This window comes from Cellulomonas sp. P5_E12 (assembly GCF_054049315.1).
Genome location: NZ_JBFUMP010000014.1, coordinates 41,623 through 67,193, shown reverse-complemented (window position 1 = coordinate 67,193; position 25,571 = coordinate 41,623). Strand labels below are relative to the sequence as shown.

The 25,571-nt window shown below is 69.4% G+C and carries 20 protein-coding genes and 2 tRNA genes; 14 read left to right on the top strand and 8 right to left on the bottom strand.

Annotation, left to right across the window (positions count from 1 at the left end; translation table 11 throughout):
- The first annotated feature begins 231 nt into the window (after nt 1–231).
- Complete coding sequence (locus tag ACXJKA_RS12855) at nt 232–612, top strand: hypothetical protein (RefSeq protein ID WP_456825597.1); 381 nt, start codon at nt 232–234, stop codon at nt 610–612.
- 66 nt (nt 613–678) lie between these two features.
- Here the strand turns inward: ACXJKA_RS12855 and ACXJKA_RS12850 are convergent, their stop codons facing one another.
- Entirely contained in the window at nt 679–1,455 is a 777-nt protein-coding gene (locus ACXJKA_RS12850; protein WP_456825596.1) for a FadR/GntR family transcriptional regulator, read from the bottom strand.
- 128 nt (nt 1,456–1,583) lie between these two features.
- On the opposite strand from ACXJKA_RS12850, the gene ACXJKA_RS12845 reads away from it, so the two are divergent.
- Together ACXJKA_RS12845 and ACXJKA_RS12840 are read left to right on the top strand one after the other, a co-directional pair.
- Entirely contained in the window at nt 1,584–2,732 is a 1,149-nt protein-coding gene (locus tag ACXJKA_RS12845) for a mandelate racemase/muconate lactonizing enzyme family protein (RefSeq protein ID WP_456825595.1), read from the top strand.
- 60 nt (nt 2,733–2,792) lie between these two features.
- Nucleotides 2,793–3,137 carry a hypothetical protein gene (locus tag ACXJKA_RS12840; RefSeq protein ID WP_456825594.1) on the top strand — a complete coding sequence of 115 codons (345 nt, stop codon included), beginning with the start codon at nt 2,793–2,795 and terminating at the stop codon, nt 3,135–3,137.
- Between the two features lie 121 nt (nt 3,138–3,258).
- Here the strand turns inward: ACXJKA_RS12840 and ACXJKA_RS12835 are convergent, their stop codons facing one another.
- Genes ACXJKA_RS12835 through ACXJKA_RS12810 form a run of 6 tightly spaced genes read right to left on the bottom strand, consistent with a single transcriptional unit; the run spans nt 3,259 to nt 8,669 of the window.
- Entirely contained in the window at nt 3,259–4,245 is a 987-nt protein-coding gene (locus tag ACXJKA_RS12835) for an aldo/keto reductase (protein WP_456825593.1), read from the bottom strand.
- Nucleotides 4,242–5,087 (bottom strand): amidohydrolase family protein, encoded by an 846-nt coding sequence (locus ACXJKA_RS12830; RefSeq protein ID WP_456825592.1) that lies wholly within the window; start codon nt 5,085–5,087, stop codon nt 4,242–4,244. The genes ACXJKA_RS12835 and ACXJKA_RS12830 overlap by 4 nt, the downstream gene beginning before the upstream one ends.
- Nucleotides 5,084–5,410: an L-rhamnose mutarotase gene (locus ACXJKA_RS12825; RefSeq protein WP_456825591.1), complete on the bottom strand. Its 327-nt coding sequence runs from the start codon at nt 5,408–5,410 to the stop codon at nt 5,084–5,086. Before ACXJKA_RS12825 ends, ACXJKA_RS12830 begins: the two co-directional genes overlap by 4 nt.
- A gap of 2 nt (nt 5,411–5,412) precedes the next feature.
- Nucleotides 5,413–6,360, bottom strand: a complete 948-nt coding sequence (locus ACXJKA_RS12820) for a carbohydrate ABC transporter permease (RefSeq protein WP_456825590.1) — start codon at nt 6,358–6,360, stop codon at nt 5,413–5,415.
- Nucleotides 6,347–7,288, bottom strand: a complete 942-nt coding sequence (locus ACXJKA_RS12815; protein WP_456825589.1) for a carbohydrate ABC transporter permease — start codon at nt 7,286–7,288, stop codon at nt 6,347–6,349. Before ACXJKA_RS12815 ends, ACXJKA_RS12820 begins: the two co-directional genes overlap by 14 nt.
- A gap of 1 nt (nt 7,289) precedes the next feature.
- Nucleotides 7,290–8,669 carry an ABC transporter substrate-binding protein gene (locus ACXJKA_RS12810; RefSeq protein ID WP_456825588.1) on the bottom strand — a complete coding sequence of 460 codons (1,380 nt, stop codon included), beginning with the start codon at nt 8,667–8,669 and terminating at the stop codon, nt 7,290–7,292.
- Nucleotides 8,670–8,831: 162 nt separating this feature from the next.
- On the opposite strand from ACXJKA_RS12810, the gene ACXJKA_RS12805 reads away from it, so the two are divergent.
- From ACXJKA_RS12805 to ACXJKA_RS12785, 5 genes are all read left to right on the top strand, one after another.
- The gene (locus tag ACXJKA_RS12805) at nt 8,832–9,863 is read left to right on the top strand and encodes a zinc-dependent alcohol dehydrogenase (RefSeq protein WP_456825587.1); all 1,032 of its coding nucleotides are present in this window, start codon (nt 8,832–8,834) and stop codon (nt 9,861–9,863) included.
- Entirely contained in the window at nt 9,860–10,615 is a 756-nt protein-coding gene (locus ACXJKA_RS12800) for an SDR family oxidoreductase (protein WP_456825586.1), read from the top strand. Before ACXJKA_RS12805 ends, ACXJKA_RS12800 begins: the two co-directional genes overlap by 4 nt.
- Before the next feature lie 602 nt (nt 10,616–11,217).
- Entirely contained in the window at nt 11,218–13,221 is a 2,004-nt protein-coding gene (locus ACXJKA_RS12795; protein ID WP_456825585.1) for a right-handed parallel beta-helix repeat-containing protein, read from the top strand.
- A 207-nt stretch (nt 13,222–13,428) separates the two neighbouring features.
- The gene (locus ACXJKA_RS12790; protein ID WP_456825584.1) at nt 13,429–15,543 is read left to right on the top strand and encodes a beta-galactosidase; all 2,115 of its coding nucleotides are present in this window, start codon (nt 13,429–13,431) and stop codon (nt 15,541–15,543) included.
- Nucleotides 15,544–15,947: 404 nt separating this feature from the next.
- Nucleotides 15,948–19,325, top strand: a complete 3,378-nt coding sequence (locus tag ACXJKA_RS12785) for a PxKF domain-containing protein (RefSeq protein WP_456825583.1) — start codon at nt 15,948–15,950, stop codon at nt 19,323–19,325.
- 266 nt (nt 19,326–19,591) lie between these two features.
- On the opposite strand, the gene ACXJKA_RS12780 is transcribed toward ACXJKA_RS12785, so the two are convergent.
- Nucleotides 19,592–19,662, bottom strand: a tRNA-Gly gene (locus tag ACXJKA_RS12780).
- Between the two features lie 107 nt (nt 19,663–19,769).
- On the opposite strand from ACXJKA_RS12780, the gene ACXJKA_RS12775 reads away from it, so the two are divergent.
- The 6 genes from ACXJKA_RS12775 to ACXJKA_RS12750 all read left to right on the top strand — a co-directional run bounded on the left by ACXJKA_RS12775 (nt 19,770) and on the right by ACXJKA_RS12750 (nt 25,428).
- Nucleotides 19,770–19,843, top strand: a tRNA-Pro gene (locus ACXJKA_RS12775).
- Between the two features lie 80 nt (nt 19,844–19,923).
- Nucleotides 19,924–20,886, top strand: coding sequence for a DUF389 domain-containing protein (locus tag ACXJKA_RS12770; protein ID WP_456825582.1), 963 nt, complete (start codon nt 19,924–19,926; stop codon nt 20,884–20,886).
- Between the two features lie 75 nt (nt 20,887–20,961).
- Nucleotides 20,962–22,251: a glycosyltransferase gene (locus ACXJKA_RS12765; RefSeq protein WP_456825581.1), complete on the top strand. Its 1,290-nt coding sequence runs from the start codon at nt 20,962–20,964 to the stop codon at nt 22,249–22,251.
- 206 nt (nt 22,252–22,457) lie between these two features.
- Nucleotides 22,458–23,846 carry a trigger factor gene (gene tig, locus ACXJKA_RS12760; RefSeq protein WP_456825580.1) on the top strand — a complete coding sequence of 463 codons (1,389 nt, stop codon included), beginning with the start codon at nt 22,458–22,460 and terminating at the stop codon, nt 23,844–23,846.
- A gap of 217 nt (nt 23,847–24,063) precedes the next feature.
- Nucleotides 24,064–24,681, top strand: coding sequence for an ATP-dependent Clp protease proteolytic subunit (locus tag ACXJKA_RS12755; RefSeq protein ID WP_456825579.1), 618 nt, complete (start codon nt 24,064–24,066; stop codon nt 24,679–24,681).
- A gap of 42 nt (nt 24,682–24,723) precedes the next feature.
- Nucleotides 24,724–25,428, top strand: a complete 705-nt coding sequence (locus ACXJKA_RS12750) for an ATP-dependent Clp protease proteolytic subunit (RefSeq protein ID WP_456825578.1) — start codon at nt 24,724–24,726, stop codon at nt 25,426–25,428.
- Nucleotides 25,429–25,571: the final 143 nt, after the last annotated feature.

Here is a 25,571-nt window from a genome sequence, read left to right as displayed (position 1 = left end):
GCCGCGAACTCCGTTGCACGCGGGTCATCGCGAGTCGGTGAGCAAGGCTGAGGCGGCCTGATTCGTCGAAATCGGCCGACCCGCACCCCGGGGTGGAGTGCCGCATGACAGCGATCTCGCCGACGCTGATCCTTCTGAAGTCGACGGCGGATGTACTGGGCGACATCCGGTGGCGATCACGGCGCGAGCCCTGGACACCCGGGTGCTCACGTCCAGTCCTATGGTGCTGACGTGGACACCATCACCGCTTCACCCCAGGTACTCGTCATCGGCCTCGACCCCTACCGGGTCCCCGGGCCGTGGGACCCGGCGCCCGTCGCCCAGGCGATCGCGCAGGGACTGTCCACGTTCGCCGACCACGGCGTCGGGGTCGAGGTCTGCCTCGTGGGAATCGACGGGAGCGACGACGTGGGAGCGGTCGTTGGTCGCGCGCTGCGGGCTCACCGGTGGGAGTGCGTGGTCGTGGGCGGTGGCCTGCGCCACTCGGACGACAACGTCGAGCTGCTGGAGCAGGTCGTCAACCTCATCCGGCGGCACGCGCCCGACGCGGCGATCGCGTTCAACAGCACCCCCGCTACCACATACGAGGCCGCAGCTCGCTGGATCGGGTGACGCCCGCGGGGCCGGCCCAGAGCCTGCGGGTCCGAACTGTTCGGCGCTCCCAGCGCCCCGCAGTACCTACGTGCGGCGCGGCTTGGTGCCCGAGTGGTCCGGGAGCCGGCGGCGCTGCCAGGCGTCGATGATGTGCGAGTACATCGCGTGCTCGGCGGCCTCCGTGGTGCGGGCCTCGATCGTCGCGAACACGGCTTCGTGCTCGCGCAGCGTCTGCTCGTGGAACGACGGCGGCGTCATGCCGTGGTACCGCGCGCTGTCGCGCGCACGCTCGAACAGCGACCGGGCGATGCTCTCGGCGAGCCGGTTGCCGGAGATCTCCATGACGATGTCGTGGAAGCGAACGTCGGACGCACCGAAGGCGCTGGGGTCGTCGAGCGACGCGCGCATGGACTCCAAGGCCTGCCGCAGCGCCTCGAGCTCCTCCGACGAGCGGACGCGGGCGGTGTCGGCGGCCATGGCGGCCTCGAGGCGGGCGCGGACGATGCTGAGCTCGTCGAGGACTCCCAGCGTCTCGTCGTGCGCGATGAGAGCCGTCAGGACGACGCGGTCCATCATGTTCCACGACCGGGTGGGCTGCACGGTGGTCCCGCGGCCCTGACCGACCGAGACGAGCCCCTTCTCCTCGAGTCGCTTGACCGACTCGCGAAGGACGGTCCGCGAGACGCCGAACTGCTTGGCGAGCGGGACCTCCGGCGGCAACGTGTCGCCGGGCGCGAGCTGCCCCGTCACGATCACGTTGACCAGCGCCTCCACGACCGCCACGCCCAGGCGTTGCGCGGGCATCCGGTCCTGGATGGAGGGGATGCGCGGGCCGTCTACGGCCGGGTCAGGAACGGTCATGGCGGGAGTATATGCGGAAGCACCTACTGGGCAGACGTGTGATGTATGCTCTTTTCTGTGGCGGCACTGCGGCCGACCGCGCGCCGAAGAGGACGTGTGAGCGAATGAGAATCACCGGGTACCGGACCGTGACGACACTCCAGGACTGGGGGCGTCCGGTCGGTGACGTCAACGGCTTCATCCGGGACGGCATCACCGAGGTGCCCGTCGTCGTCCTCGAGACGGACGAGGGTCTCGAGGGGATCGGGATCGGCTCCCACGCCGACATCGAGCGGGTCTTCGCCGCGATCGAGGGCGAGGACCCGCGTGCCACCGTCGCCCTCTACGACCGCATGCTGGCCCGTGTGTTCAAGAGCGGCCACGTGGGGGCAACGTTCGGCGGCATCGGTGCCCTCGACATGGCCCTGTGGGACCTCAAGGCGAAGATCGCGGACGAGCCCCTGTGGCGCACCCTCGGCGCGCGCGACCGGTTCGTGCCCGCCTATGCCTCGGCGCTGGAGATCGCGATCCCCGACGACGAGCTCGACGACCTGTACGGCGAGTGGGTCGCCCGCGGTTTCACGAGCGTCAAGGTGAAGGGCGGCCTGAACCTGGACAGCGACCTCGTCAGGTTGGCGCGCGTGCGTGACATCTTCTCGGCCAACACGCCCCGGCCGGGCATCATGCTGGACGCCAACGAGTCCTGGAACCGCAAGCAGGCGATCCGGTACATCCACGCTGTGGAGCAGCAGATCGACCTGTCCTGGGTCGAGGAGCCGTTGCGTCGCTGGGACGCCGACGGCATGGCGATGGTCGGTCGCGCTGTTCGCGCGGGCGTCGCCACCGGCGAGAACCTCACCGGTCTGGAGCAGTTCAAGCCGCTGCTGGACGCCGGCGCCGTCGACATCGTGCAGGTCGGCAGCATGTGGGGGATCACGCACTTCCTGCGTGTCGCGGCCGTCAGTCACAGCCGTGACCTGCCCATCAGCCCCGTCGGGTCGACTGCGAATCCCGTCTTCCATGCCGCTGCGGCTGTCCCGAACCACCTCTCGGCGGAGCTGCAGGACCTCGGAGCCCCGCTCGGCATGACGGTGGACTACGAGATCGCCGACGGTGGCATCGTGCTCGGGGACAAGCCGGGTCACGGCACGACGATCGACGAGACACGCATCGCTCAGGCGGTGCCGCTGGACGGGTGGTGGGCCCAGAAGGACGGGCCGCACGTCCGCCCCGACCGCGCCGGCCTGCGACTCGTGCCCGAGTCGCGATCGGACGACGCTCGTCAGAGCGGCCGATAGCGTCGGCGACTCGCTCACGGTCCACCGGGCCGTCCCGATCGTCGTCGCGGACGACGAACCGTGTGCGACCCCTCTGGCCGAGGTGCTCCTGGCGGGTCGCCTACCGGTCGCGAGGTGACAATTCGAACGGGCGGCCGCGCTCGGCGTGAGACGGACCATGTCGCGCCAGGTGGACTCCTCGTCGGTGCCGGCGCCGTGCTGGACTCCGATCAGGTCGATGCGACGGCCGATGCCGGCGTCTCCATCGTGGTGTCGCGCGGGCGTGACCGGTCGGTCGTCGAGAGAGCACGGGAGCGCGGGCTTCTGCCTGTGCCCGGAGTCGCGACGGCGACGGCGCTGCAGGCGGCACTGAAGCTCGCACTTGGCCGGGTCAGGTTCTTCCCGCCGAGACGTCGGGCGGCATGACGACGCCCGTCGACACCTGGATGGCGAGCCCGGGGGACGTGCTGAAGCTCGCAGCCGGGGCGGTGCTCGGCCGACCGGTAGGGGCGGCGGTCCTCGCGTCGACCGGTAGGTGGCGCTCCGGTCAGGACACCGACGACGCCAGAAGACCCTCGCTCTCCAGATCGGCCCACAGCGCCGCGGGCACGTCCTCGGAGTAGCGGTCGAGGTTCGCGTCGACCTGCGCGACGGTGCGCATCCCCAGAACGACCCCTGCGACCGCAGGGTGCTGCAGAGGAAATGCGATCGCAGCGGCCGGGAGGGTCGTGCCGTGGTCCTCGCAGACCCGGGCCAGTGCCTGCGCCCGCTCGATCAGCCCACGCGGTGCGCGCTGGTACTCATAGCGTGCGTCCTCCGCGGGCCAGGGGCTGCTGAGGAGGCCGGAGTTGAACACGCCCGCCACGACGACCGCGACGCCGTGCGCGCGTGCGGGCTCCAGCGCCGTGGCGAGTCCGCCCTGCTCGAGCAGGGTGTAGCGGCCGGCCACCATCACGACGTCGGCCAGGCCGCTGTCGAAGAGCCCCGGCACCTTGTCGGGGGCGTTGGTGCCGACACCGATCGCGCGGACGACACCCTCCGCGCGGAGCTCGGCGAGCGCCTCGAGAGCCTGTCTACCGGTCGACGGGCTCACGAGGTCCGGGTCGTGGGCATACGCGATGTCGATCCGGTCCAGGCCGAGGCGCTCGAGGGACTCCTCGATCGACGTGCGCACGCCCTCGACGCTGAAGTCCCACTCGCGTCTCAGGTCGCCGGGCACCGCGAACCCGTCGTCGTCGAGTTCCGTCGGCCGCGGGTTCGGACGGATCAGTCGACCCACCTTGGTGGACACGACGAACTCGTCTCGGGGGAGTCCCTGCAGCACCGCTCCCAAGCGGCGCTCGGACAGGCCCAGGCCATAGTGCGGCGCGGTGTCGAAGTACCGCACCCCGCGCCCCCACGCACGCTCGACCGCCCGGGAGGCGTCGTCTTCGGTCATCGGGCGGTGCAGGTTGCCCAGCGTGGACGCACCGAACCCGATCTCGGAGATGTGCAGACCGGTGCCGCTCAGCGGGCGGTCGGGGAGGGCCGTCATGACAGCCCGTAGACGCGGGTCGCGTTGACACCGTCGATCGCGTCGCGCTCGGTCTGCGACAGGCCGTCGGTGAGCTCGAGGTAGGCCGCGAGCCAGGGGCCGTAGCCGCCGGCGAGCTCGACGACCGGCCAGTCGGAGCCGAACAGCAGCCGCTCGGCCCCGAAGGTGGCGAGCGCGTGGTCGATGACGGGCCGAAGCCTGGCTGTGGACCATCCGGACCAGTCGTCCTCGGTGACGATGCCAGACACCTTCATGGCCACGTTCGGGCAGCGCGCGAGCTCGGCGAGGTTCCGCGCCCAGGCCGCCAGCTCGGGACTGCGCATCGGGACCTTGCCCAGGTGGTCCAGCACGAACCTGGTCCCGGGGAGCCGGCGGGCGACGTCGGCCGCCAGGGGGAGCTGGTGGTGGGAAATCAGCACGTCGAACGCCAGGCCTGCGTTGCCGAGGGCCGAGAGCCCGCGCCGGACGTCGTCGCGGGCGAGCCACCGCGGGTCCGCCTCCACGAAGGTGACGTGCCGGACGCCGACCAGCAGGTCGCCGCCCGGCGACGCGCGGAGCACCTCGACCTGCTCCGGGACGTCCGACGTGAGGTCGAGCCAGCCCACGACGCCGCAGATGGCTGCCGTCTCGTGGGCCGTCTCGAGGAGGTCGACGGTCTCCGAGAGCTCGTTGACGGCCTGCACGACGACGCAGCCCTCGACCCCGTGGACCGAGAGCTCGGCGACGGCCGCGTCGGGCGGGAAGTCCCGGTCGATCGCGGCCATCGGCTGGGCATCGAGCCAGGGTTGCGGGTGCTTGGCCCGCTCCCACATGTGCAGGTGGGAATCGAGGAGGTGTCTCACGGGAGGTGCCAGAGCTCCTCGAGCCTGCGCCACCCGTCCGTCGGTGCCGCGGAGCGCCCGAACGGGGTCTGGCACGGGTCGGTGAGCGCGAGCCACTCCCGGGTGACGGGATCGGCGTCCACGACGGCCAGGTCGGCCTCGTGGTCGTCGCCGGTGTACTCGTAGTACCCGAACAGCGTGTTCTCGATCAGGAAGATCGAGTAGTTGGTGACGTGGTGCGCCGAGAGCAGAGCTTCGACCTGGGGCCACACGTCCGCGTGCAGCCGGAGGTACTCGTCGCGCTTCTCGGGGACCACGTCGACCACGAAGGCGAATCGCTCCATGTTCACTCCTTCGTCCCGCCCGCCGTCAGCCCCGCAACGAGGAACCGCTGCGAGAACAGGAAGATGAGCAGGACCGGAAGGACGGACAGGACCGTCGCGACAGCGAGGGTCGGCAGCTGGATTGCTGTGACGCCTGCGGACGTCGGGTTGAACGACGGCACGTTCGAGAGCAGATCGGTCAGGCCGACCTGGATCGGGGACCGGGGGCCGGGGACGGTGAGGAACGGCAGGAAGAAGTTGTTCCAGTTCGCCACGAAGCTGAAGAAGCCCACCAGCGCGATCACCGGTGTCGCGAGCGGCATCGCGACGCGCAGGAAGACCGCGAGCTCGCCGCAGCCGTCGATGCGGGCAGCGTCGAGGAGGTCGCGCGGGACGCTCGTCGAGAAGTAGATGTAGGTCAGGTAGACCCCGAACGGGAAGAACGAGAAAGGCAGGATCGCGGCGAGCGGCTTGCCGATCAGGCCCACCGCCGACAGCTCGAGGAAGATCGGCAGGACCAGGGCTGTGTTGGGGATCAGCATCACGACCAGTGTCGTGGTGAGCAGCAGCTGTCGGCCCCGAAAGCTGCTCAGGGCGAGCGCGTACCCGGCCGGGATCGTGGTCACCAGGGTGATCACCAGTGCCGCGACCGAGTAGTACGCCGAGTTCCCGAGCCACCGGAAGACGATGCCGTCCTGGAACGTGACCAGCTCGTGCCAGTTCGCCGAGAGGTCCGAGAGCGTCCCGGCCGTGAAGGGGCCGGTGGTGATCAGGTCGTGCGGTGACTTGGTGGAGGCCAACAGCAGCCAGACGATCGGGATGACGAAGAACAGCACGAAGAAGATCGCGATGACGATCTTCACCACATCGGCCAGCCAGTCACCGGGCGTCTTCTCGAGTCTCGCCTGCCGGCGCCGTCCCTCTCGGGTGGCTGGCGTGCGGGCGTCGAGGGCGAGATCAGTCGCGCTCAAAGAGTCCTCCTCGGATGACGAAGAACACGCTCAGGCCGAGGGAGACCACGAGCAGCATCACCGCGATCGCGGCCGAGCCGTTGAGGTCCTGCTGCTTGAACGCGTACAGGTAGGCGAGCTGGTTGAGCGAGTAGTCGTTGGGCACGACGCCGTGGCTGGCCTGCGATAGCACCTTGGGCTCGACGAACAGCTGCGTGCCTGCGGCGAGCGACATGATCGCCATGTACGAGATCCACTTGCGCAGCATCGGCAGCTGGATGTGCAGCGCGGTGCGCACCACACCGGCGCCGTCGATGCGAGCGGCCTCCAGCACCTCGGTCGGGATGCTGTTCAGGGCGCCGTACATCACGACGATCCAGCCGCCGGCTCCCGTCCAGAACGCCATCACGGCGAAGATCACCGGCAGGTTCCCCGGCGAGATGGTCTCCACGAAGCTGTTGAAGCCGAACGCGTGCAGGACGCCGGAGACGGGGCTCACGGTCGGGTCGAGGACGAACAGCCACAGCACCACCGCCGAGGCGCCGGCCAGCGCGCCGGGGATGTAGTAGACGAAGCGCACGCCGGAGCTGAGCCAACGGGTGCCGATCTGGTGCACGAGCAGGGCGAGGATCGTCACGAAGATCAGGAGACCGACCAGCCAGATCACGACGAATGCCGCGACGTGCTGGACCGCAGGCCAGAAGCGGAAGTCGTCGATCACCCGCTGGAAGTTGTCGACCCCCGAGAACGTTCCCTCGGAGCTTGTGAACGACATCCGCAGCGCGTAGATGGTCGGGAACACGCCGAACGCGAGCGTGAGGAGCACGTATCCCGAGACGAAGGCGTAGGAGATGCGGTTCCAGCGGCCTGTCAACGAGCGGGGGCGGCCTGCCCGCCGGTCCCGGGTTGCGGGACCGGCGGGCGAGGTGGTGCGTTCTGCGATCGACACGTCAGCTGACCTTGTAGCCGTTCGCCTGGGCCTCGTTCTTGAGCGCCTTCTCCCAGGTGGGAAGCAGGTCGACGAGGCTGTCACCGCCGGCGAGCTTCGGGGTGACGGTCTTGGCCCAGACGGATTCCTGGCTGAACTTGGGGTAGCCCCAGCCGTCCCAGATCGTGGCGGCCGCGGCCGTGACGTTCTGCGCGAAGTCGTCGCCGAAGAACCCGGCCTCGGCCTGCTTGGCGAGCCACTTGTCGGCCGCAGCCTGGTACGCCGGCAGTCCGGACGCCAGGTCCACCTGGTAGCGGTCGTCGCTCGTGACGAACGTCAGGAACTCCTTGGCGGCCTCCAGGTTCGCCGAGTGCTGCGAGATGAACCACGTCCCGCCGCCGACGTTGCCGGCAGCCGCGTCGTCACCCTCCCACGCGAGAGGCAGCCCCGCGGCCACGGTCCCCGGCTGGGCGTTCAGGGAGTCCGGGTTGCTGAAGAGCGCGCCCGAGAACCACACCGGCCCGGGGAGCATCAGCACCTTGCCGGTGTACTTCTGGAGGAACTCGGGGCTGAAGACGCTCTCCTGCGCGAGGGCGCCGGCGTCGTTCAGGCTGTCGATGACCTTCGCCATCGCGACCGTCTTCGGGTCGGACGCGTCTGCGCTGAACTGGTCGGCACCCGTGATGGTGTTCATCGGCGCCTTGCCACCCCAGAAGTACACCTCCGGGGTCCAGGAGTCACCGATGTCGCCCACGATGTAGCCGGGGTGCTCGGCGGCGACCTTCTTGCCGAGCGCCTCGTACTCCTCCCACGTGGTCGGCGGCGTGTACCCGAACTGGTCCATCAGTGCCTTGTCGTACCAGGTCACCGTGGGGGCGAGGTCGTTGCGCAAGCCGTACACGGTGCCGTCGACCGTGAGCGGTGCGAGGGCACCCTGGGTGAAGCCGTCCAGGAAGGTCTTGTCGAACAGGCCCTTGTCCACCGGCGCCGCGAACGGGTCGGTGCCCTGGCTGGCCCACGCGGCATCGTTGTTCTGCGTCGAGAAGACGACGTCGGGCCAACCGCTGCCGGCCTGGTTGAACGCTTCGATCTTGGTCTGGAACGACCCTGAGCCGTCCGCRCCTCCGTCGTAGGTCTCGACCTTGAGCTTGACGTCGGGATAGGCCTTCTCGAAGGCGTCGACCGCAGGCTGGCRGGACGCATCCACCCAGACGGTGATCGGTGCGGACGGGTCCTGCTTGACCGCATCGAAGCCGTAGGCGTTCGACGCGCCGTCCGACGCCCCGCCGTCGCCCGAGGAGCCGGAGCAGGCGCTGACGGTCAGGAGCGAGGCTGCGACCGCGGCCGCGAGCAAGACGTGACGTGGCCGCCTCAGCACGGCACGCGAGGGCTGTCTGGTCATGTGTCCTAGTTCCTTCTTCCTTGGAGAAACAGGCGCCTCAACGGTGAGCCGGGCGACGCCCAGTAGTAGATCATACATGTGACGTTTGCTCAATCCTCCGGTACAGTCCGACACCGGATCGTGACCACGACGGTCGCCGGCCGACACCGAAGGAGACGCGCTGTGCGCAGTGCTGCATATGCAGGGAACGGGACGGTCGAGGTCCTCGCGTCGGAGCCCGTGCCACCGCCCAGCGGTCACGTGCAGGTCCGCGTGGCCTTCGTCGGTCTGTGCGGGACGGACCTGCACGTCGTCCACGGGGCCATGGATGCCCGCGTGACCACACCGCTGATCTTTGGTCACGAGATGAGCGGGACGATCGAGAGGGTGGGCGAAGGCGTCGACGGCTGGTCGACGGGTGATGCCGTGACGGTCATGCCGCTCGCCTGGGACGGGACCTGCCCGGCGTGCCTTGCCGGTCATCAGCACATCTGCCAGAACCTGGAGTTCATCGGTATCGACTCCCCGGGTGCGCTGCAGACGCTGTGGAACGTGCCGGCCCAGACGCTCGTCGCGCTCCCCGCGGGCCTGGCCCTGGACGTCGCGGCGCTCGTCGAGCCCACGGCCGTCGCCGTCCACGACGTGCGCCGCGGTGAGGTTGCACCCGGCGACCATGTGGTCGTGCTCGGGGGCGGGCCGATCGGGGTCCTGATCGCGACGGTCGCGCGGCACGTCGGCGCGATCGTCGCGATCGTCGAGCCCGACCCCCACCGTCGCGCGCAGATCGAACAGCTCGGTCACGTGGCCGTCGACCCCCGCGCGACCGATCAGGCCGCCTGGGTCGCCGCATGGACCGACGGCGCAGGCGCCGATGTGGTCTTCGAGGTCTCCGGCGCTGCGGCCGCGGTCGCCGCCGCCACCGGGCTGGCCAAGGTTCGAGGGACGATCGTCGTCGTCGCGATCCACGGAGCCCCCAGAGAGGTCGATCTCAAGCAGGTCTTCTGGCGCGAGCTCCGGATCCTGGGCGCCCGCGTCTACGAGCGGTCCGACTTCGAGACGGCGAGCTCCCTGCTGGCCGACGGGGTCGTGCCCAGCAAGCTGCTCATCTCGCAGGTCGTGCCTCTGACCGCGGTGCGAGCCGCTTTCGACGACCTCGAGAGAGGGCTCGCCATGAAGATCCTGGTGGACGTCGCCGCCGAGGAGGGCGCCCAGTGAACCCGTTCGACCTGACCGGACGGCTCGCCGTCGTCACCGGTGCAAGGCGCGGCATCGGATTCGCCCTCGCGGAAGCGCTCGCGGCCGCCGGTGCCGACGTGATCGGTGTGAGCGCCACTCTCGAGCGCGAAGGCAGTGCCGTGGCGAGGGCGGTCGAGTCGCACGGGCGCACGTTCCAGAGCTTTGCGGTGGACTTCGGCGATCGTGAGGCGGTCACCACGCTCGGAGGAGAGCTCGCCGAGCGGGCGCCCGACATCCTCGTCAACAACGCCGGCACGATCGCCCGGATGCCGGCCGCGGAGCATCCCGTCGACTGGTGGGACCGCGTCCTGGAGGTGAACCTCACGAGCCACTTCGTGCTGACTCAGCTCGTCGCGCGGCCGATGCTCGAGCGCGGCTCCGGGAAGATCATCTTCACCGCGAGCCTGCTCAGCTACCAGGGCGGGATCAACGTCCCCGGGTACACCGCGTCGAAGTCCGCCGTCGCCGGGCTCACCAAGGCCCTCGCGAACGAGTGGGCATCGCACGGGGTCAACGTGAACTCGATCGCACCTGGCTACATCGCGACCGACAACACCCAGGCCCTGCAGGACGACCCCGAGCGGTCTCGGGCGATCCTCGAGCGGATCCCCGCCGGCCGGTGGGGCAGAGCCGCCGACCTCGGCGGGGCGGTGGTCTTCCTCGCGTCGTCCGCCTCCGACTACGTCGACGGTGTCACCCTTCCCGTCGACGGCGGCTGGCTCGGGCGATGAGCCAACGGCCCTCCGACGGGGCGTGAAGCGCAGAGAGGCGGCCACACGCTCGAACATCGAGCCGAGGCGTTGCACGGCACCCTGGAGCAGACGGACGTCCCTCGACGAGTTCCCACGCTTCCAGGCGGCCGACGTCTCCTTCCAGGAGACCGTGAAGGCGCTGTCGCACAACCGCATGGCGGAGCGCGTCGCGCGGTCGCTGTTCGAGCGGGCACGGAAGGCAGCCGGCACTCCGCAGACGTGCCCGCCGCGTTCCACGAGCAGACCTCTGTCGCCATCGCGGCCGGGTCGGCCGACGAGGCGGCGTCGACCATGCCAGGCACGTCGGGGACGCCTGGACGCGCCGGCGGCCGGCCGGCCATCGAGGCACGAGGGGCGCCGGGCGGGGCCGCATGCGAGAGGCCGTGCTTCCGCCGCGTGAGGCTTGCGCATACATCATACGTATGATTTTGTGGAACGGGGCAAAGCGGCCCCGATCACCATCACGGAAGCGAACAGCCATGACATTGATGTCACGCACGGGGGAAGTTTCTGTTCGAAGGAAGGGCCGGTGGCGAGCGACTGCCGGAGCTGCCGGCGCGGGAGCCCTGCTCCTGAGTGGCGTGGGCGCATCGGTCGCCCAGGCGACACCACCGGAGAAGGACAGCGTCTACTACGCGTCACCCGACGGTCGCGACCAAGGGGAGTGCCAGCAGCAGCACCCGTGCTCGCTGGAGCAGGTGCAGGGCGTGGTGCGACACGAGGCCGCCAAGGGGAAGGGCGACGTCACCGTCGTGCTCGCCGACGGCACCTATCGCATCGACCACCCGCTCGAGTTCCGTGCACAGGACAGCGGCCAGGACGGGCACACCGTGCGCTGGACGGCTGCCCCGGGCGCCCACCCCGAGATCTCGGGCTCGACCCAGCTCACGGGCTGGCAGCAGTACGACCAGGCCAAGAACATCTACGTCGCGGACACGCCAGCCGGTCTCGACACCCGGCAGCTCTACGTCAACGGCGTCGACGCTCCGCGGGCCTCGACCAGCGTGGCGCTGAGCGACCTGACGCTCACCCCGACGGGGATGACGATCAACAACCCTGCGCTCGCCTACCTGGCGAACCTGCCCAAGCAGAACCGGATCGAGTTCGAGTCACTCGGCGACTTCACCGACCGCTACTCCCCGGTGCAGAGCATCGCGGGCAACACGATCACGATGGCCCAGCCCGCCTGGAACAACAACACGTGGGGCTGGGACACGGCGCAGTACTCGCTGCTCGCCAAGCCGCACTGGTACCTGGACAACTCGCTCAGCTTCCTGGACCAGGCAGGGGAGTGGTACGTCGACCCCGACGCGGGCAAGCTCTACTACAAGCCCGCGGACGGCGTGAACCCACAGGACCTCGACATCGAGCTCCCGCGAGTGCAGGCCCTCATCAGCGTCGGCGGCACCTACGACGCCCCCGTCTCCCACCTCGAGTTCAGCGGTCTCACCTTCACCGGCACCTCCTGGCTCGGCCCCTCCTCGCCCGACGGTTACGCCAGCCAGCAGAACGGGGGCTACCTCAAGGGCACGGTCGATTACCGCCCCGCCGACGCCTTCACCAGCTGCAGCCGCGGCTGCGAGCAGTACGAGCGGACGCGCAACACCTGGTTCCAGGAGCCTTCCGCCGTGCAGGTGTCCGCCGCCGACCACATCACGTTCGCGGGGAACACCTTCCGCAACCTCGGGTCGTCGGGCCTTGGCATCGGCAACGACGACAACGCGACGCTCACCGGTGTCGGGCTCGGCGCCAGCAACATCGACGTGACCGGCAACGTGTTCACCCAGGTCGGTGGCCACGCCCTGTTCGTGGGGGGGATTCGGGCGGACGCGCATCATCCCAGCGACCCCCGGATGACGAACCAGGACATCCTCATCGAGAACAACACCATCAGCCACGTCGCCGTGGAGTACAAGGACAACTCCGGCATCCTCAGCACCTACGTGACCAGGGCGCAGATCGTCCACAACGAGGTCGAGAACCTCGCCTACGCGATCGACACCGGTTACGGCTGGGGGATCAACGACGCCGGCGGCTCCCAGCCGTACGTCAACCGCGGGTACTACAAGTACAACCCGCTCTACCAGACGCCGACGACGCTCAAGGACAACCTGGTCGCGGGCAACCTCGTGCACGACATCAAGGCCTCCTTCGCCGACTCGGGCAACATCTACAACCTCTCGGCGAGCCCGGGGACGGTGATCGAGAACAACTACCTGTACAACGTCTCCGGCGTCGGCATCTATCTGGACGAGGGCAGCCGCTACACGCTCTCGCAGCACAACGTTCTGAGTGGCCTGAACACGTGGGTGTTCACCAACGCGTACGACGCGGGCAACGGCACGAACGACAACACGCTGCAGGAGAACTGGTACAACTCCGGCGGGGCCCAGATCCCGAACGCCGCGCAGCGCAACAACCGGCTCATCAACAACGTGAAGGTCAGCGGGAGCAACTGGCCCAGCGCTGCGTGGGAGGTCATCTGCGCAGCGGGCGTCGCCCCCGAGTACCGCACGGAGCTCAACGTCAACCTCGGCGGTATCGACCCGCGGTGCCAGACCGTCGCCGCGACCGAGACCCCGTAGCACAGCTGCTGGCACCGCCTGGCGAGGCGCCCCCGCGATATTCCTGGCGCGGGGGTGCCTCGCCGCCGGCGGAGCCTCAACGGCCAGGGCACGCACCGAAACGTGCGGCATGTTCGGACCGGTTCGGCGACGACCACGAGCGAAGAGTGACCACGATCGGCGACGTCGCCGGTCTCGCCTGCCCCAACAGATGAGGACCTCGTTGCCTTGACGGACATTGACGACCGCGTGCTCTTCGGCGCCGCGTACTACCACGAGTACCAACCCTCCCCGCGGCTTGACCACGACCTCGACCTCATGCAGGAAGCTGGGTTCACCGTGATCCGGGTGGGCGAGTCCACGTGGGCCACCTGGGAGCCAGAGGACGGAGTGTTCGACCTTGACTGGCTGCAGCCAGTCCTGGACGGCGCGCGTTCGCGAGGGATCGCCGTCGTGCTGGGTACGCCCACCTACGCCGTACCCCCGTGGTTGGCGCGCAAGTATCCCGAGATCGCCGGTGAGCGACGCACCGGCGAGCGCATCGGTTGGGGGGCCCGTCAAGAGATGGACCTGACGCACGCCGCCTACCGATTCCACGCCGAGCGCGTGATCCGTGCCGTCGTCGGGCGCTACCACGACCATCCCGCAGTGGTCGGGTTCCAGGTGGACAACGAACCCGGTCTCGAGCTGCTGCACAACGAGGGTGTGTTCCAGGCCTTCGTCGACGACCTGCGCCGCACCTACGGCGACGTCGAGACGCTGAACCGGGAGTGGGGACTCGTCTACTGGTCGCATCGGCTCACGACCTGGGCGGATCTCTGGCGACCGGACAGCAACGCCCAACCGCAGTACGACCTCGCCTGGCGGAAGTTCCAGGCCCGGATGGTCACCGAGTTCATCGGTTGGCAGGCCGAGATCGTCCGGGAGATCGCTGGGACCGAGAGGTTCGTGACCACCTGCATCGCCTACGACAGGCCAGGAGTGCAGGACCCGGAGCTGACGGCAGCGCTGGATGTGACCGCGGGCAATCCCTACTACGCGATGCAGGACGGTCTCGCTCTCCCAGCCACAGAACACGTCCCGCTGGGCTGGACGGTGAACGGGGCCTGGGCGATCTTCCACAGCGCAGACCGGATGTACTCCTCGAAGCAGGCGCGGTTCCTCGTCACCGAGACGAATGCCGGGGCCATCGGTGGCCCGGCCATGAACGCGCCCGCGTTCGATGGCCAGTGGCGACAGGCCGCCTGGGCAATGATCGCCCGGGGCGCACGAATGATCGAGTACTGGCACTGGCACACACTGCACTTCGGCGCCGAGACGTACTGGATCGGAATCCTCCCGCACGACCAGCGGCCCGGGCGGGTCTACGAGCAGCTGGCCGCGCTGGGTGCAGAGATCGCGTCTGCCCAGGATCACCTGAGCGGACTCGTCCCGGACGCTGCCGTGGGGCTGCTGTGGTCCAACGAGTCGATGTGGGGCCTCGAAGGTCAGCCGGCGCTCGCCCGCACCGACGGCTCCGCGGACCCCGACAGCTACCAGCGGATAGTGCACGCCTTCTACCGGGGAGCGTTCGACGCCGGTGCGCCGGTGCGAATCGTCCACGACGTCCAGCTGGTCGAACAGGGCGACGGCACGCGGCTCCGCGATCCGGCCGAGGTCGCCGCCGAGCTGCCCGTCCTGCTGGCGCCTGCGCTCTACGTGGCCAGCGACGCGCTGCTCGACTGGTTGCGCGACTACGCCGAGGCGGGCGGACACCTGGTGCTCGGACCGCGCACTGGCTATGCGGACACCGAGGCCCGAGCGCGCGCGGAGGTCAAGCCGGCGCGGCTCGCCGCCACCGCGGGCGTCAGCTACCAGGAGTTCAGCAACCTGGCGACTCCGGTGCGCGTGACGGGCTCCGACGACGCACTGGAGCTGCCCGACGCCGCCGCCGGCGCAGCATGGGTCGACTACTTGCGGGTCTCGGACAACTCGGTCCAGATCCTCGCCCGGTATCAGCACCCCGCGTTCGGCCTGTATCCGGCGATCACCACCACCGAGGCGGGGCTGGGGCGCGTCACCGTCGTCGGTACCGTCCCCAACGCGGAACTGTCGGCTGCGCTGCTGTCCTGGGCGATGCCGGCTGACAGGGACGCCTGGAGCTCGCTGAACACCGGTTCGATCACGGCGACCTCAGCGACGACGGCCGCAGGTCGTCGGCTGCGAGTCCTGCACAACTGGTCGTGGGACGCCTGCTCGGTGCGGTTGCCGACCGACGTCACGGATCTGCTCTCCACCGAGCCCTTGGAGGCCGACGCGCTGGTCGAGCTGGGGCCGTGGGACGTCCGCGTCCTTCTGGAATAGGAGCGAGGGCGCGGCGCCGGCATTCTGAATCGCGCGTTCTCCGCCATCCGGGCTCGACCGTGGGTGAGCTTGCTACGAGGCGTGCGAGTGCTTCTGCGACCTGGCGGTCGACTCGGCCGAGCAGCTTCTGGCGATCTGAGACGAGTGGATCGGCGGCGCGGGCCGCTATTCGTGGAGGCGGAGGACGAAGAGTGTTGTCATACGTCATACATGTGACTACCCTGGCCGCGTCAGGCATCGACGCCTCCACGAAGCGGGAAGATCACATGACATCGACGTCAGGAATTCTCCAGCCACCTCCCCGAGCCCGGCGGCGCAGAGCGCGCTCGGCGGCCGCAACCCTCAGTGCCGTCGCCGTGGTCGCCTCAGCGTTGACCGCGACCAGTGCGCAGGCAGCGTCACCCGTGACGTTCTACGCCGCACCCGACGGCGGCATGTCAGGGTCGTGCACGCAGTCCGACCCCTGCTCGATCGAACAGGCCCTGGCTGTCGTCCAGGGAGCGCCGAAAGACGGCGACATCACCGTCCAGCTCGCCGACGGCACCTATCGCATCGGTTCGCCGCTGCGGTTCGATGCTGCCGCCGGCGGCGGCGACCACACCGTCGAGTGGAGCGCCGCCCCGGGCGCCCATCCGGTCATCACGGGAGCGAGCCGAGTCACCGGCTGGCAGCAATCAGCCGCCGGAGCCGGCATCTGGGAGGCGCCGACGCCAGCCGGGCTCGACACTCGTCAGCTGGTGGTCAACGGGGTCCTGGCGCCCCGGGCAGGCATCAAGGTGACAAGCTCGGACGTCGCGCTCACGGCGACCGGCATCACGATCAAGAACGCTGCGCTCAACGACCTCGCGACGCTTCCCGACCAGGGCCGGATCGAGTTCGAGTCGATGGGCGACTTCACTGACCGGTACTCGCAGGTCGAGAGCATCACCGGCACCACCATCACGATGAAGCAGCCGGGCTGGGACAACAACACCTGGGGCTGGGACACGAACCAGAGCTCGTTGCTCGCCGCGCCGACCTGGTACCTCGAGAACTCGCTCCGCTTCCTGACCGATCCCGGGCAGTGGTACATCAGCCCCGGCGCAGGCAAGCTCTACTACAAGCCCGTGAGCGGCATCGACCCCAACGACCTGGACGTGGAGCTGCCTCGGCTGCAGTCCCTGCTGAGCATCGGCGGCACGTACGACGCGCCGATCTCGGGCCTTGCCTTCACCGGCATCCAGTTCTCGGGCACCTCGTGGCTGGGGCCGTCCTCGGCCGAGGGCTACGCGGACCAGCAGAACGGGACGTTCCTGAGCGGAAGCTACCCCTACCGTCCGAGCGATGCCTTCACGAGCTGCGCCCGCGGGTGCGAGATGTTCGAGCGCGCGCGCACGACCTGGCACCAGGAGCCCGCCGCGGTGCAGGTCTCCGCCGCGAACCGGATCACCTTCACGAACAACGCGTTCACCGGACTCGGCCAGTCCGCCCTCGGCATCGGCAACGACGCCAACGCGACGGCCACGGGGGTGGGCCTCGGGGCGAGCAACGTGCAGGTGATCGGCAACCGGTTCACCGAGGACGCCGGCCACGGCATCGCCGTCGGAGGCGTCTTGCCCGACGCGCACCACCCGAGCGACCCGCGAATGACCAACCAGGACATCCTGATCCGGGACAACACCGTGGATCGCGTCTCCGTCGACTACAAGGACAACGGCGGCATCCTCAGCACCTATGTCACGCGGGCCCAGATCCTGCACAACGAGGTGCAGAACGTGCCATACGACGGCATCGACACCGGCTTCGGCTGGGGCATCAATGACGCCGGAGGCTCGAACGACTACGTCGACCGTGGGTACTACAAGTGGAACCCGCTCTACACGACACCCACGACCTTGAAGGACAACCGCGTCGAGGCGAACCTGGTGCACAACACCAAGGGCCGCTTCGCGGACGGCGGCACGGTGTACAACCTGTCGGCCAGCCCCGGGACCGTCATCGACAAGAACTACCTCTTCAACATCTCCGGAGTGGCGTTGTACGCCGACGAGGGTTCCCGATACCTCACCTACGAGAACAACGTCTTGCAGGGTGGCGGTGCGTGGGCGTTTACCAACGGCTACAGCCTGCGCAACAACACCAGCGACAACGTGCTCCAGAACAACTGGTACAACTCCGGCGGTGCGTCGACACCGAACGCGGCCGCGCACCGCAACCTGCTCATCAACAACGTCAAGGTGCCCGGCGCCAGCTGGCCGGCGGCCGCCCTGGCCGTGATGTGCGACGCCGGCGTCGCGCCGCAGTACCGGACGCCGCTGAACGCCAACCTCGTCGGGCTCAGCCAGTGCCCGACGAGCGCCCCGGTCGATCCGAGCTTCTCGACCTACTCCTCGGACGCCACCTCGGTCTTCGGGCAGTCGGGCTCCGGGTTCGGCATCGCGGCAAAGGGGGCAGACGTGTGGGGCGGTGGGGGCCAGCATGACGATCAGTACGGCTCCATCTATCGGCCGGCGTCCTTCACGCCCGATGCCAGTGTCGCTGCCCGGGTCGTCTCCGTGAACGACGCGAACGCCTGGGCGAAGTCGGGCGTCATGGTCCGCAACAGCATCTCGTCAGCAGGCTCAGCGGGTGGGTACGCAGTGGTCGCTGTGACCGGTCGCAACGGAGTCGAGTTCGAATGGGACGCGAACGGCGACGGTTACCTCGAGAGCAGTGCGAACGTCAAGGTCGACAGCTACCGTCCGGTGTGGGTGAAGCTCACCCGCCTCGGGAAGGTCTACACGGCGTCCTACTCGCTGGACGGGACCAGCTACTCACGGATCGGGTCCCCGGTCACTCTCGCCTCGTCGGCACAGACGCAAGACGCGGGAATCTTCTCCACGTCGCACGACGCGGCGCAGTCGGCGATCAACGTGTTCGACTCGTTCAGCCTCCGTGCCGCGAACGTTCCGCAGGCGCCGAGCACGCCCACGGTCATCGCGACCCCGACCGGCGTGACGGTCTCGTGGACGGCACCCGATGACGGTGGGAGTCCCCTCACCGGCTACCGCGTCTACCAGGACGGCGTGGCGGACCCGGTGGCAACCACCGGGGCAGGGGTGACGTCGGCGACGATCACGGGCTGGCCCGGGGACGCTGCGCGCTTCTCGGTGTCGGCAGTCAACATCGTCGGCGAGAGCGCCCGCTCTGGGTCGGCATCCCCGACCGATGTCACGGCACCGGTCGTGGCGCTCGAGTGCCCGAGCAGCCCGGTGCTCCTCGGTGCATCAGCGGCCGCTTCGTGGTCGGCGACCGACGAGGAGCACGGCTCCGGCCTGGCGACACCGTCGAGCGGGACCTTCTCCCTGGACACGTCGACCGTCGGCGCCAAGACCGCAGAAGCCCCCGCGGCGACTGCTGTCGACAACGCAGGCAATGCCTCCGTCGCCGTGAGCTGCAGCTACTCGGTCGTCTACGACTGGCACGGCTTCGCAGCCCCCGACGACATGGGAGGCGTCGTGAACTCGGTCAAGGCCGGGAGCGCGGTCCCGATGAAGTTCAGCCTCCACGGCGATCAGGGCACGGGCGTCGTGGCGGCGGGTTCGCCGACCGTCACGTTCGGATCGTGCTCTGCCACGGCGACGGTCGACGCGATCGAGGAGACCGCCAGCGCCGGTGCCAGCGGTCTCCAGTACGACCCCGCCTCGGACCAGTACGTCTACGTCTGGAAGACGGACAAGTCCTGGGCCGGGAAGTGCGCCACGTTCTCGTTGCAGCTCGACGACGGGACGACGCACAGCGCGCTGTTCACCTTCCGGAAGTAGTGCGTGGGATGCCGCGTGCCGCCGACGAACGGCGGCACGCGGCATCCAGGTGCAACGGACCGGCATCCGGCCTCGGCTGGAGCGAGGCTGCGACGATGTCGATCGCCCGAAAAGCGCCGCTGCGGCCCACCGCTGGTTCTGTGGGGCGGCTGGCGTTCGTGCATGAACGAGGTGCAGGTGGGCGGCGCGGGCGTCGCGCAGACCAGGAGTTTCGGTGCTGAGATGTCTCGAGCCGGCGGCAGAGATGTCGTCGACGGCGTACAGGGAGCGGACGACGGGAATCGAACCCGCGTAGCCAGTTTGGAAGACTGGGGCTCTACCATTGAGCTACGTCCGCACTGGTCCCGGCTCTGGTCGAGCCCGGACCGCGGCACCCAGGGTACCGGGTGCAGGAGGGCGTCTCGTGCACCCGGGTCGCCCGCGAGGGCCGCTGCCGGGTGCGCACGGGGTGTGGCGCAGGTTGGTAGCGCGTCCGCTTTGGGAGCGGAAGGTCGTGGGTTCGAATCCCGCCACCCCGACAGATCACCTGACCACGGTCAGGGGAGTGGGTACGGAGCGGCTCCCCGGTTCGGGGGGTCCGCGACGACACACTGGCGCTGTGCTGCACCTGCGGATCGCGAGCCCGACGCACCTGACCGAGGGCGTCGTCGCTGCGCTCGAGCGCGCGCCGTCGGTGAGCAGCCTCGCGGTGCTCGACGGGGCGTCGCGGCTGCCCGTCGGCGACGTCGTTCTCGCGGACATCGCGAGGGAGGCGGCCAACGACATCCTCGACGAGCTCCTCGAGCTGGGTGTGCAGCGCGAGGGCACGCTGCAGCTCGAGCCCGTGGAGACGTGGGTGTCCCAGCCCGGGTACGACGCCGAGCGCCTCGCCCCGGGCAGCAGCGCCGACGCGGTCGTGTGGATCGACGTCACCAGGCGCGCGTACGCCGACTCGGAGCTCAACTGGACCTATCTGAGCTTCATGTGCTTCGCGACCCTCATCGCCGCCATCGCGATCGTGCTCGACTCGCAGATCCTCGTCATCGGCGCGATGGTGCTCGGACCGGAGTTCGGGCCGATCGCCGCGCTCGGCATCGCGCTGGTCCGCCGCCGGTTCCACCTCTTGCGGATCGCGCTGTGGACGCTGGTGGTCGGCTTCCTGATCGCGATCGCCGTGACGTGCGTGGCCGCGCTCGTCGGCAAGCAGCTCGGTTGGGCGACGGTCGAGCAGGTCACAGCACCGCGGCCAGACACCGAGTTCATCTACACCCCCGACAAGTGGTCGTTCATCGTGGCGGTCATCGCTGGCGCGGCGGGGGTGCTCTCGCTCACGTCCGCGCGGGTCGGTGGGCTCGCCGGGGTATTCATCTCCGTGACGACCGTGCCGGCCGCGGGCAACGTCGCGCTCGGGCTGGCGTTCGGGCAGATGGTCGAGGTCCGCGGCAGCGCGCTGCAGCTCGGCGTCAACATCGTCGGCATGGCGCTCGCGGGCTGGCTCACGCTGCTCTTCCAGAAGACCGTGTGGAACCGGTTCGCCGAGCGGCGCGAGCGCCTGCGCGACCGGATCCTGCATCACCACTGACGCGGGGATGTATCAGGGCGAATCGCCCAGGGTCTTGTTCGGGGAAATGCCCCGACACTCTGGGAGATCCGCACCATGAGCAGGATCCTGTTCACCCTCACGCCCGTCACCGGCCACGTGCGACCCGCGCTGCCGCTGGCGCGCGCCCTCGTCGAGGAGGGCCACGACGTCGTCGTCTACACGGGTCGCAAGTTCGCGCAGGCGGTCACGGCGACCGGTGCCAAGCACGCGCCGATCGTGCAGGGCCGCGACCTCGACGACGCCGAGCTCGACGCCTGGTCGCTGGCGCACGGCGCCCCGGCGACCGGGCTCAAGCGTCTCCAGTGGGACGTGCTGCACCACTTCGTCGAGACCGTGCCCGGCTTCCTCTCCGACATCGACGACCTCGTCGCGGCCGAGCGGCCCGACGTGCTCGTCCTCGACAACGCGTTCTTCGCCGGCTCGATCGCGGGGCGGCGGCACGACCTGCCGACCGTCCAGTACACGGTCTCGCCGTTGGCCATCCCCAGCAAGGACGCGGCGCCCTACGGGATGGGGCTCCAGCCGCCGCGGACCGGCATCGACGGTCTGCGGTACGCGTTCCTCGACTGGTTCACGCAGAAGGTCGTGTTCCGGGACGCCCAGAGGGCGGCGCAGCGCGTCGTCGCGGACGCCGGCGAGCCCGTCCCCGCCGGATTCTTCTTCGACTGGACGCAGACCGAGGTCACCCGCGTGCTGCACACGTCGGTGCCGTCGTTCGAGTACCCCCGCAGCGACCTCCCCGAGCACGTCGAGCTGGTGGGTCCGTACCTGCCCTCGGGGATCGACCGGTTCGAGCCCCCGGCGTGGTGGGACGACGTGCTCGAGGCCCGGGCCGCGGGCCGGCCCGTCGTGCTGGTCACGCAGGGCACGATCGCCACCGACCCCGAGCGGCTGCTGTGGCCCGCGATCGACGCGCTGGCCGACGAGGACGTCCTCGTCGTCGCGACGACCGAGGACCTCGGTTACGCGTCGAACGTGCGGGCGGCGCCGTTCATCCCGTTCGACCGGCTGCTGCCGCTGGTGGACGTCATGGTCACCAACGGCGGGTTCGGCGGGGTGCAGCAGGCGCTCGCTGCCGGGGTCCCGGTCGTCGTGGCCGGGCGCACGGAGGACAAGGCCGAGGTGGGCGCCCGGGTGGCCTGGTCCGGCGCGGGGCTCACGATCGCGACCGACAAGACCACCGACGCCACCACCTCGGAGGCCGTGCGCGAGGGCGTGCGCCGGGTCCTGGACAACCCCTCGTTCGCGCGCCGGGCCCGCGACCTGGCGGCCGAGTACGCCGAGTACGACGGCGTCGCGCGGACCGTCTCGGTCGTCACGGAGGTCGCGGGCGCAGGACGGTGAGGGCGTGTGGACGGGCCTGGAGGGCGTGGGCGGTCCCACAACCTGCGGGCTTGGGACCGCCGCCCGCGGTGGCGTAAGGTCGAGGGTCGCCAGCGTGCGGTCGTCGGCCCCCTCCACAGGGTGGCGGTGCGACGGTGCGCGGCCCTGACACCACGGAGATCGCCGGAGTCGCCGGCGCCCGCCCCGATCAGTTGGAGACCATCGAAGTGAAGAGCGCCGTCGAGACCCTGGAGCCCACCAAGGTCAAGCTGACCGTCGAGGTGACGTACGACGAGCTCAAGCCGAGCATCGAGCACGCGTACGAGCACATCGCCCAGGACGTCGTGGTCCCGGGCTTCCGCAAGGGCAAGGTGCCGCCGCGCATCATCGACCAGCGCATCGGCCGTCCGGCCGTCCTCGAGCACGCGATCAACGAGGGTCTGTCCGGCTTCTACGCCGAGGCCGTGCGCGAGAACAAGCTCCGCCCGCTGGGTCAGCCCGAGGTCGAGGTCACGCAGGTCCCCGGCCTGACCGCCGCGCCGAAGGGCGAGGAGGGCGAGCTGCACTTCACCGCCGAGGTCGAGGTCCGTCCCGAGATCACCGTCCCGGCGCTCGACGGCCTGGCCGTCACGGTCGACGACGTCGAGGTCTCCGAGGAGGACGTCCAGGGCCGTCTCGACGCGCTTCGCGAGCGCTTCGGCACGCTGGTCGGCGTCGACCGCCCGGCCGCCGAGGGCGACTTCGTCGTCATCGACCTCACCGCCACGATCGGCGACGAGCAGGTCGACAACGTCTCCGGCGTGAGCTACCAGATCGGCTCGGGCAACATGCTCGAGGGTCTCGACGAGGCGCTCACGGGCCTGTCGGCCGGCGAGTCCACCACGTTCGAGACGGCCCTCGCGGGTGGCGACCACGCCGGTGAGACCGCGCTCGTCGCGGTCACCGCCACGACGGTCAAGGAGCGCCAGCTCCCCGACGCCGACGACGACTTCGCGCAGCTGGCCAGCGAGTTCGACACGCTGGAGGAGCTGACGGCGGACCTGCGCGAGCAGGCGTCGCGGATCAAGATCTCCAACCAGGCCGTGCAGGCCCGCGACCTCCTGCTCGAGCAGCTGCTCGCCGGCACCGAGATCCCGGTCCCGAACGGCGTCGTCGAGGCCGAGGTGCACCGTCACCTCGAGGGCGAGGGCCGGCTCGAGGACGACGAGCACCGCGCCGAGGTGGGCGAGCAGGCCACCACCGCGCTGCGCAACCAGATCCTCCTGGACACGCTCGCCGAGCAGCTCGAGATCAAGGTCAGCCAGAACGAGCTGCTCGACTACCTGGTGAACGCGTCGCGCCAGTACGGCATGGACCCGAACACCTTCATCCAGACCATCGACCAGCAGGGCCAGATCCCGACGATGGTCGCCGAGGTCGCCCGCTCGAAGGCGCTCGCCGTCGCGCTGCGCCGCGTCGCGGTCACCGACAACGCCGGCCAGGCCGTCGACCTGAGCGAGTTCATCGGGTCTGACGCCGAGGACGCCGAGGAGGCCGCCTCGGTCGCCGGTGGCGACGCCGCCGCGGACATCTCGGTGCTCGACGACGCCGAGACCGTCGAGGACGCCAAGGCCTGACGCGTCACCTCGTCGGAAGGCCCCGCACCCCGCTCGGGTGCGGGGCCTTCCGCGTTCTCGAGGGTCCACCGGCCCGGCTCTGCCGTCAGCGAAAACGCTCGGTGCGGGGACATGGGCGGGTGTGGCCGCGCGTTAGGGTCACTGCATCGCACGGGTCCCCGACAGGGGAGTGCCGGGCGGTGCAGGACAGACGTCACCGTCAGACGAGGGAGCCTTCGTGAACGAGCTAGTGCCGATGATGGCCAGGGCCGACGGCCCGGCCTTCGGCCTCAATGACTCCATCTACAACCGACTGCTCCGCGAGCGCATCATCTGGCTCGGTTCCGAGGTGCGCGACGAGAACGCCAACGCCATCTGCGCGCAGATGATGCTGCTGGCCGCGGAGGACCCGGACAAGGACATCTGGCTGTACATCAACTCACCCGGTGGCTCGATCACCGCGGGCATGGCGATCTACGACACCATGCAGTACATCCAGCCGGACGTCGCGACGATCGCGATGGGCATGGCCGCGTCCATGGGCCAGTTCCTGCTCTCGTCGGGCGCCCAGGGCAAGCGCTACGCCCTGCCGCACGCCCGCGTGATGATGCACCAGCCCTCGGGCGGCATCGGCGGCACCGCGACCGACGTGCGGATCAACGCCCAGCTGATCCTCCACATGAAGACCGTGCTGGCCGAGCTCACGGCGGCCCAGACCGGCAAGAGCGTCGACCAGATCAACAACGACGCCGACCGCGACCGCTGGTTCACGGCCCCCGAGGCGCTCGAGTACGGCTTCGTCGACCACGTCGTCGAGAAGGCCGACTCGGTCGCCGGCGGCGGTGGCACGGCCTGACCGCCGTCGCCCCCACCGACCTTTCATCTTGAGGAGAAGCTCATGAGCATGGAATCCCAGTTCATGGCCCGCGCCGGGATGCTGGCCGGACCCGGCGGCCTTGCGCCGTCGTCGCCCGCCAGCCGGTACGTGCTGCCGCAGTTCGAGGAGCGCACGGCCTACGGCTTCAAGCGCCAGGACCCGTACACCAAGCTGTTCGAGGACCGCATCATCTTCCTCGGCGTGCAGGTGGACGACGCCTCGGCCGACGACGTCATGGCCCAGCTGCTGGTGCTGGAGAGCACCGACCCGGACCGCGACATCATCCTGTACATCAACTCGCCCGGCGGCTCGTTCACGGCGCTCACGGCGATCTACGACACGATGCAGTACATCAAGCCGCACATCCAGACGGTCTGCCTCGGGCAGGCCGCCTCGGCCGCGGCCGTGCTGCTCGCCGCGGGCTCGCCGGGCAAGCGCCTGGCCCTGCCCAACGCGCGCGTGCTCATCCACCAGCCCGCGATGGAGGGTGGCGGCTACGCGCAGGCGTCCGACATCGAGATCCACGCCAACGAGCTGATCCGGATGCGCGAGTGGCTCGAGCTGACCATCGCCCACCACACCGGGCGGGACATCGAGCTGGTCCGCAAGGACATCGAGCGCGACAAGATCCTCACGGCGCAGCAGGCGCTGGAGTACGGGATCGTCGACCAGGTGCTGGCCAGCCGCAAGGGCGTCGTCCCGACGACGGTCCAGCCGAAGCCGTAGCACCACCTCGGGCCGGGTCCGCGTCCAGCGGGCCCGGCTCGGGTCGCGTCTGAACGGGTGGCCGTCGTGACACTACGTGCTCGCTCTCGGCGTGTGTACGGCTGACATCCCGGCCGCGGTGGTGTGCAATGGGGGAGGACGCG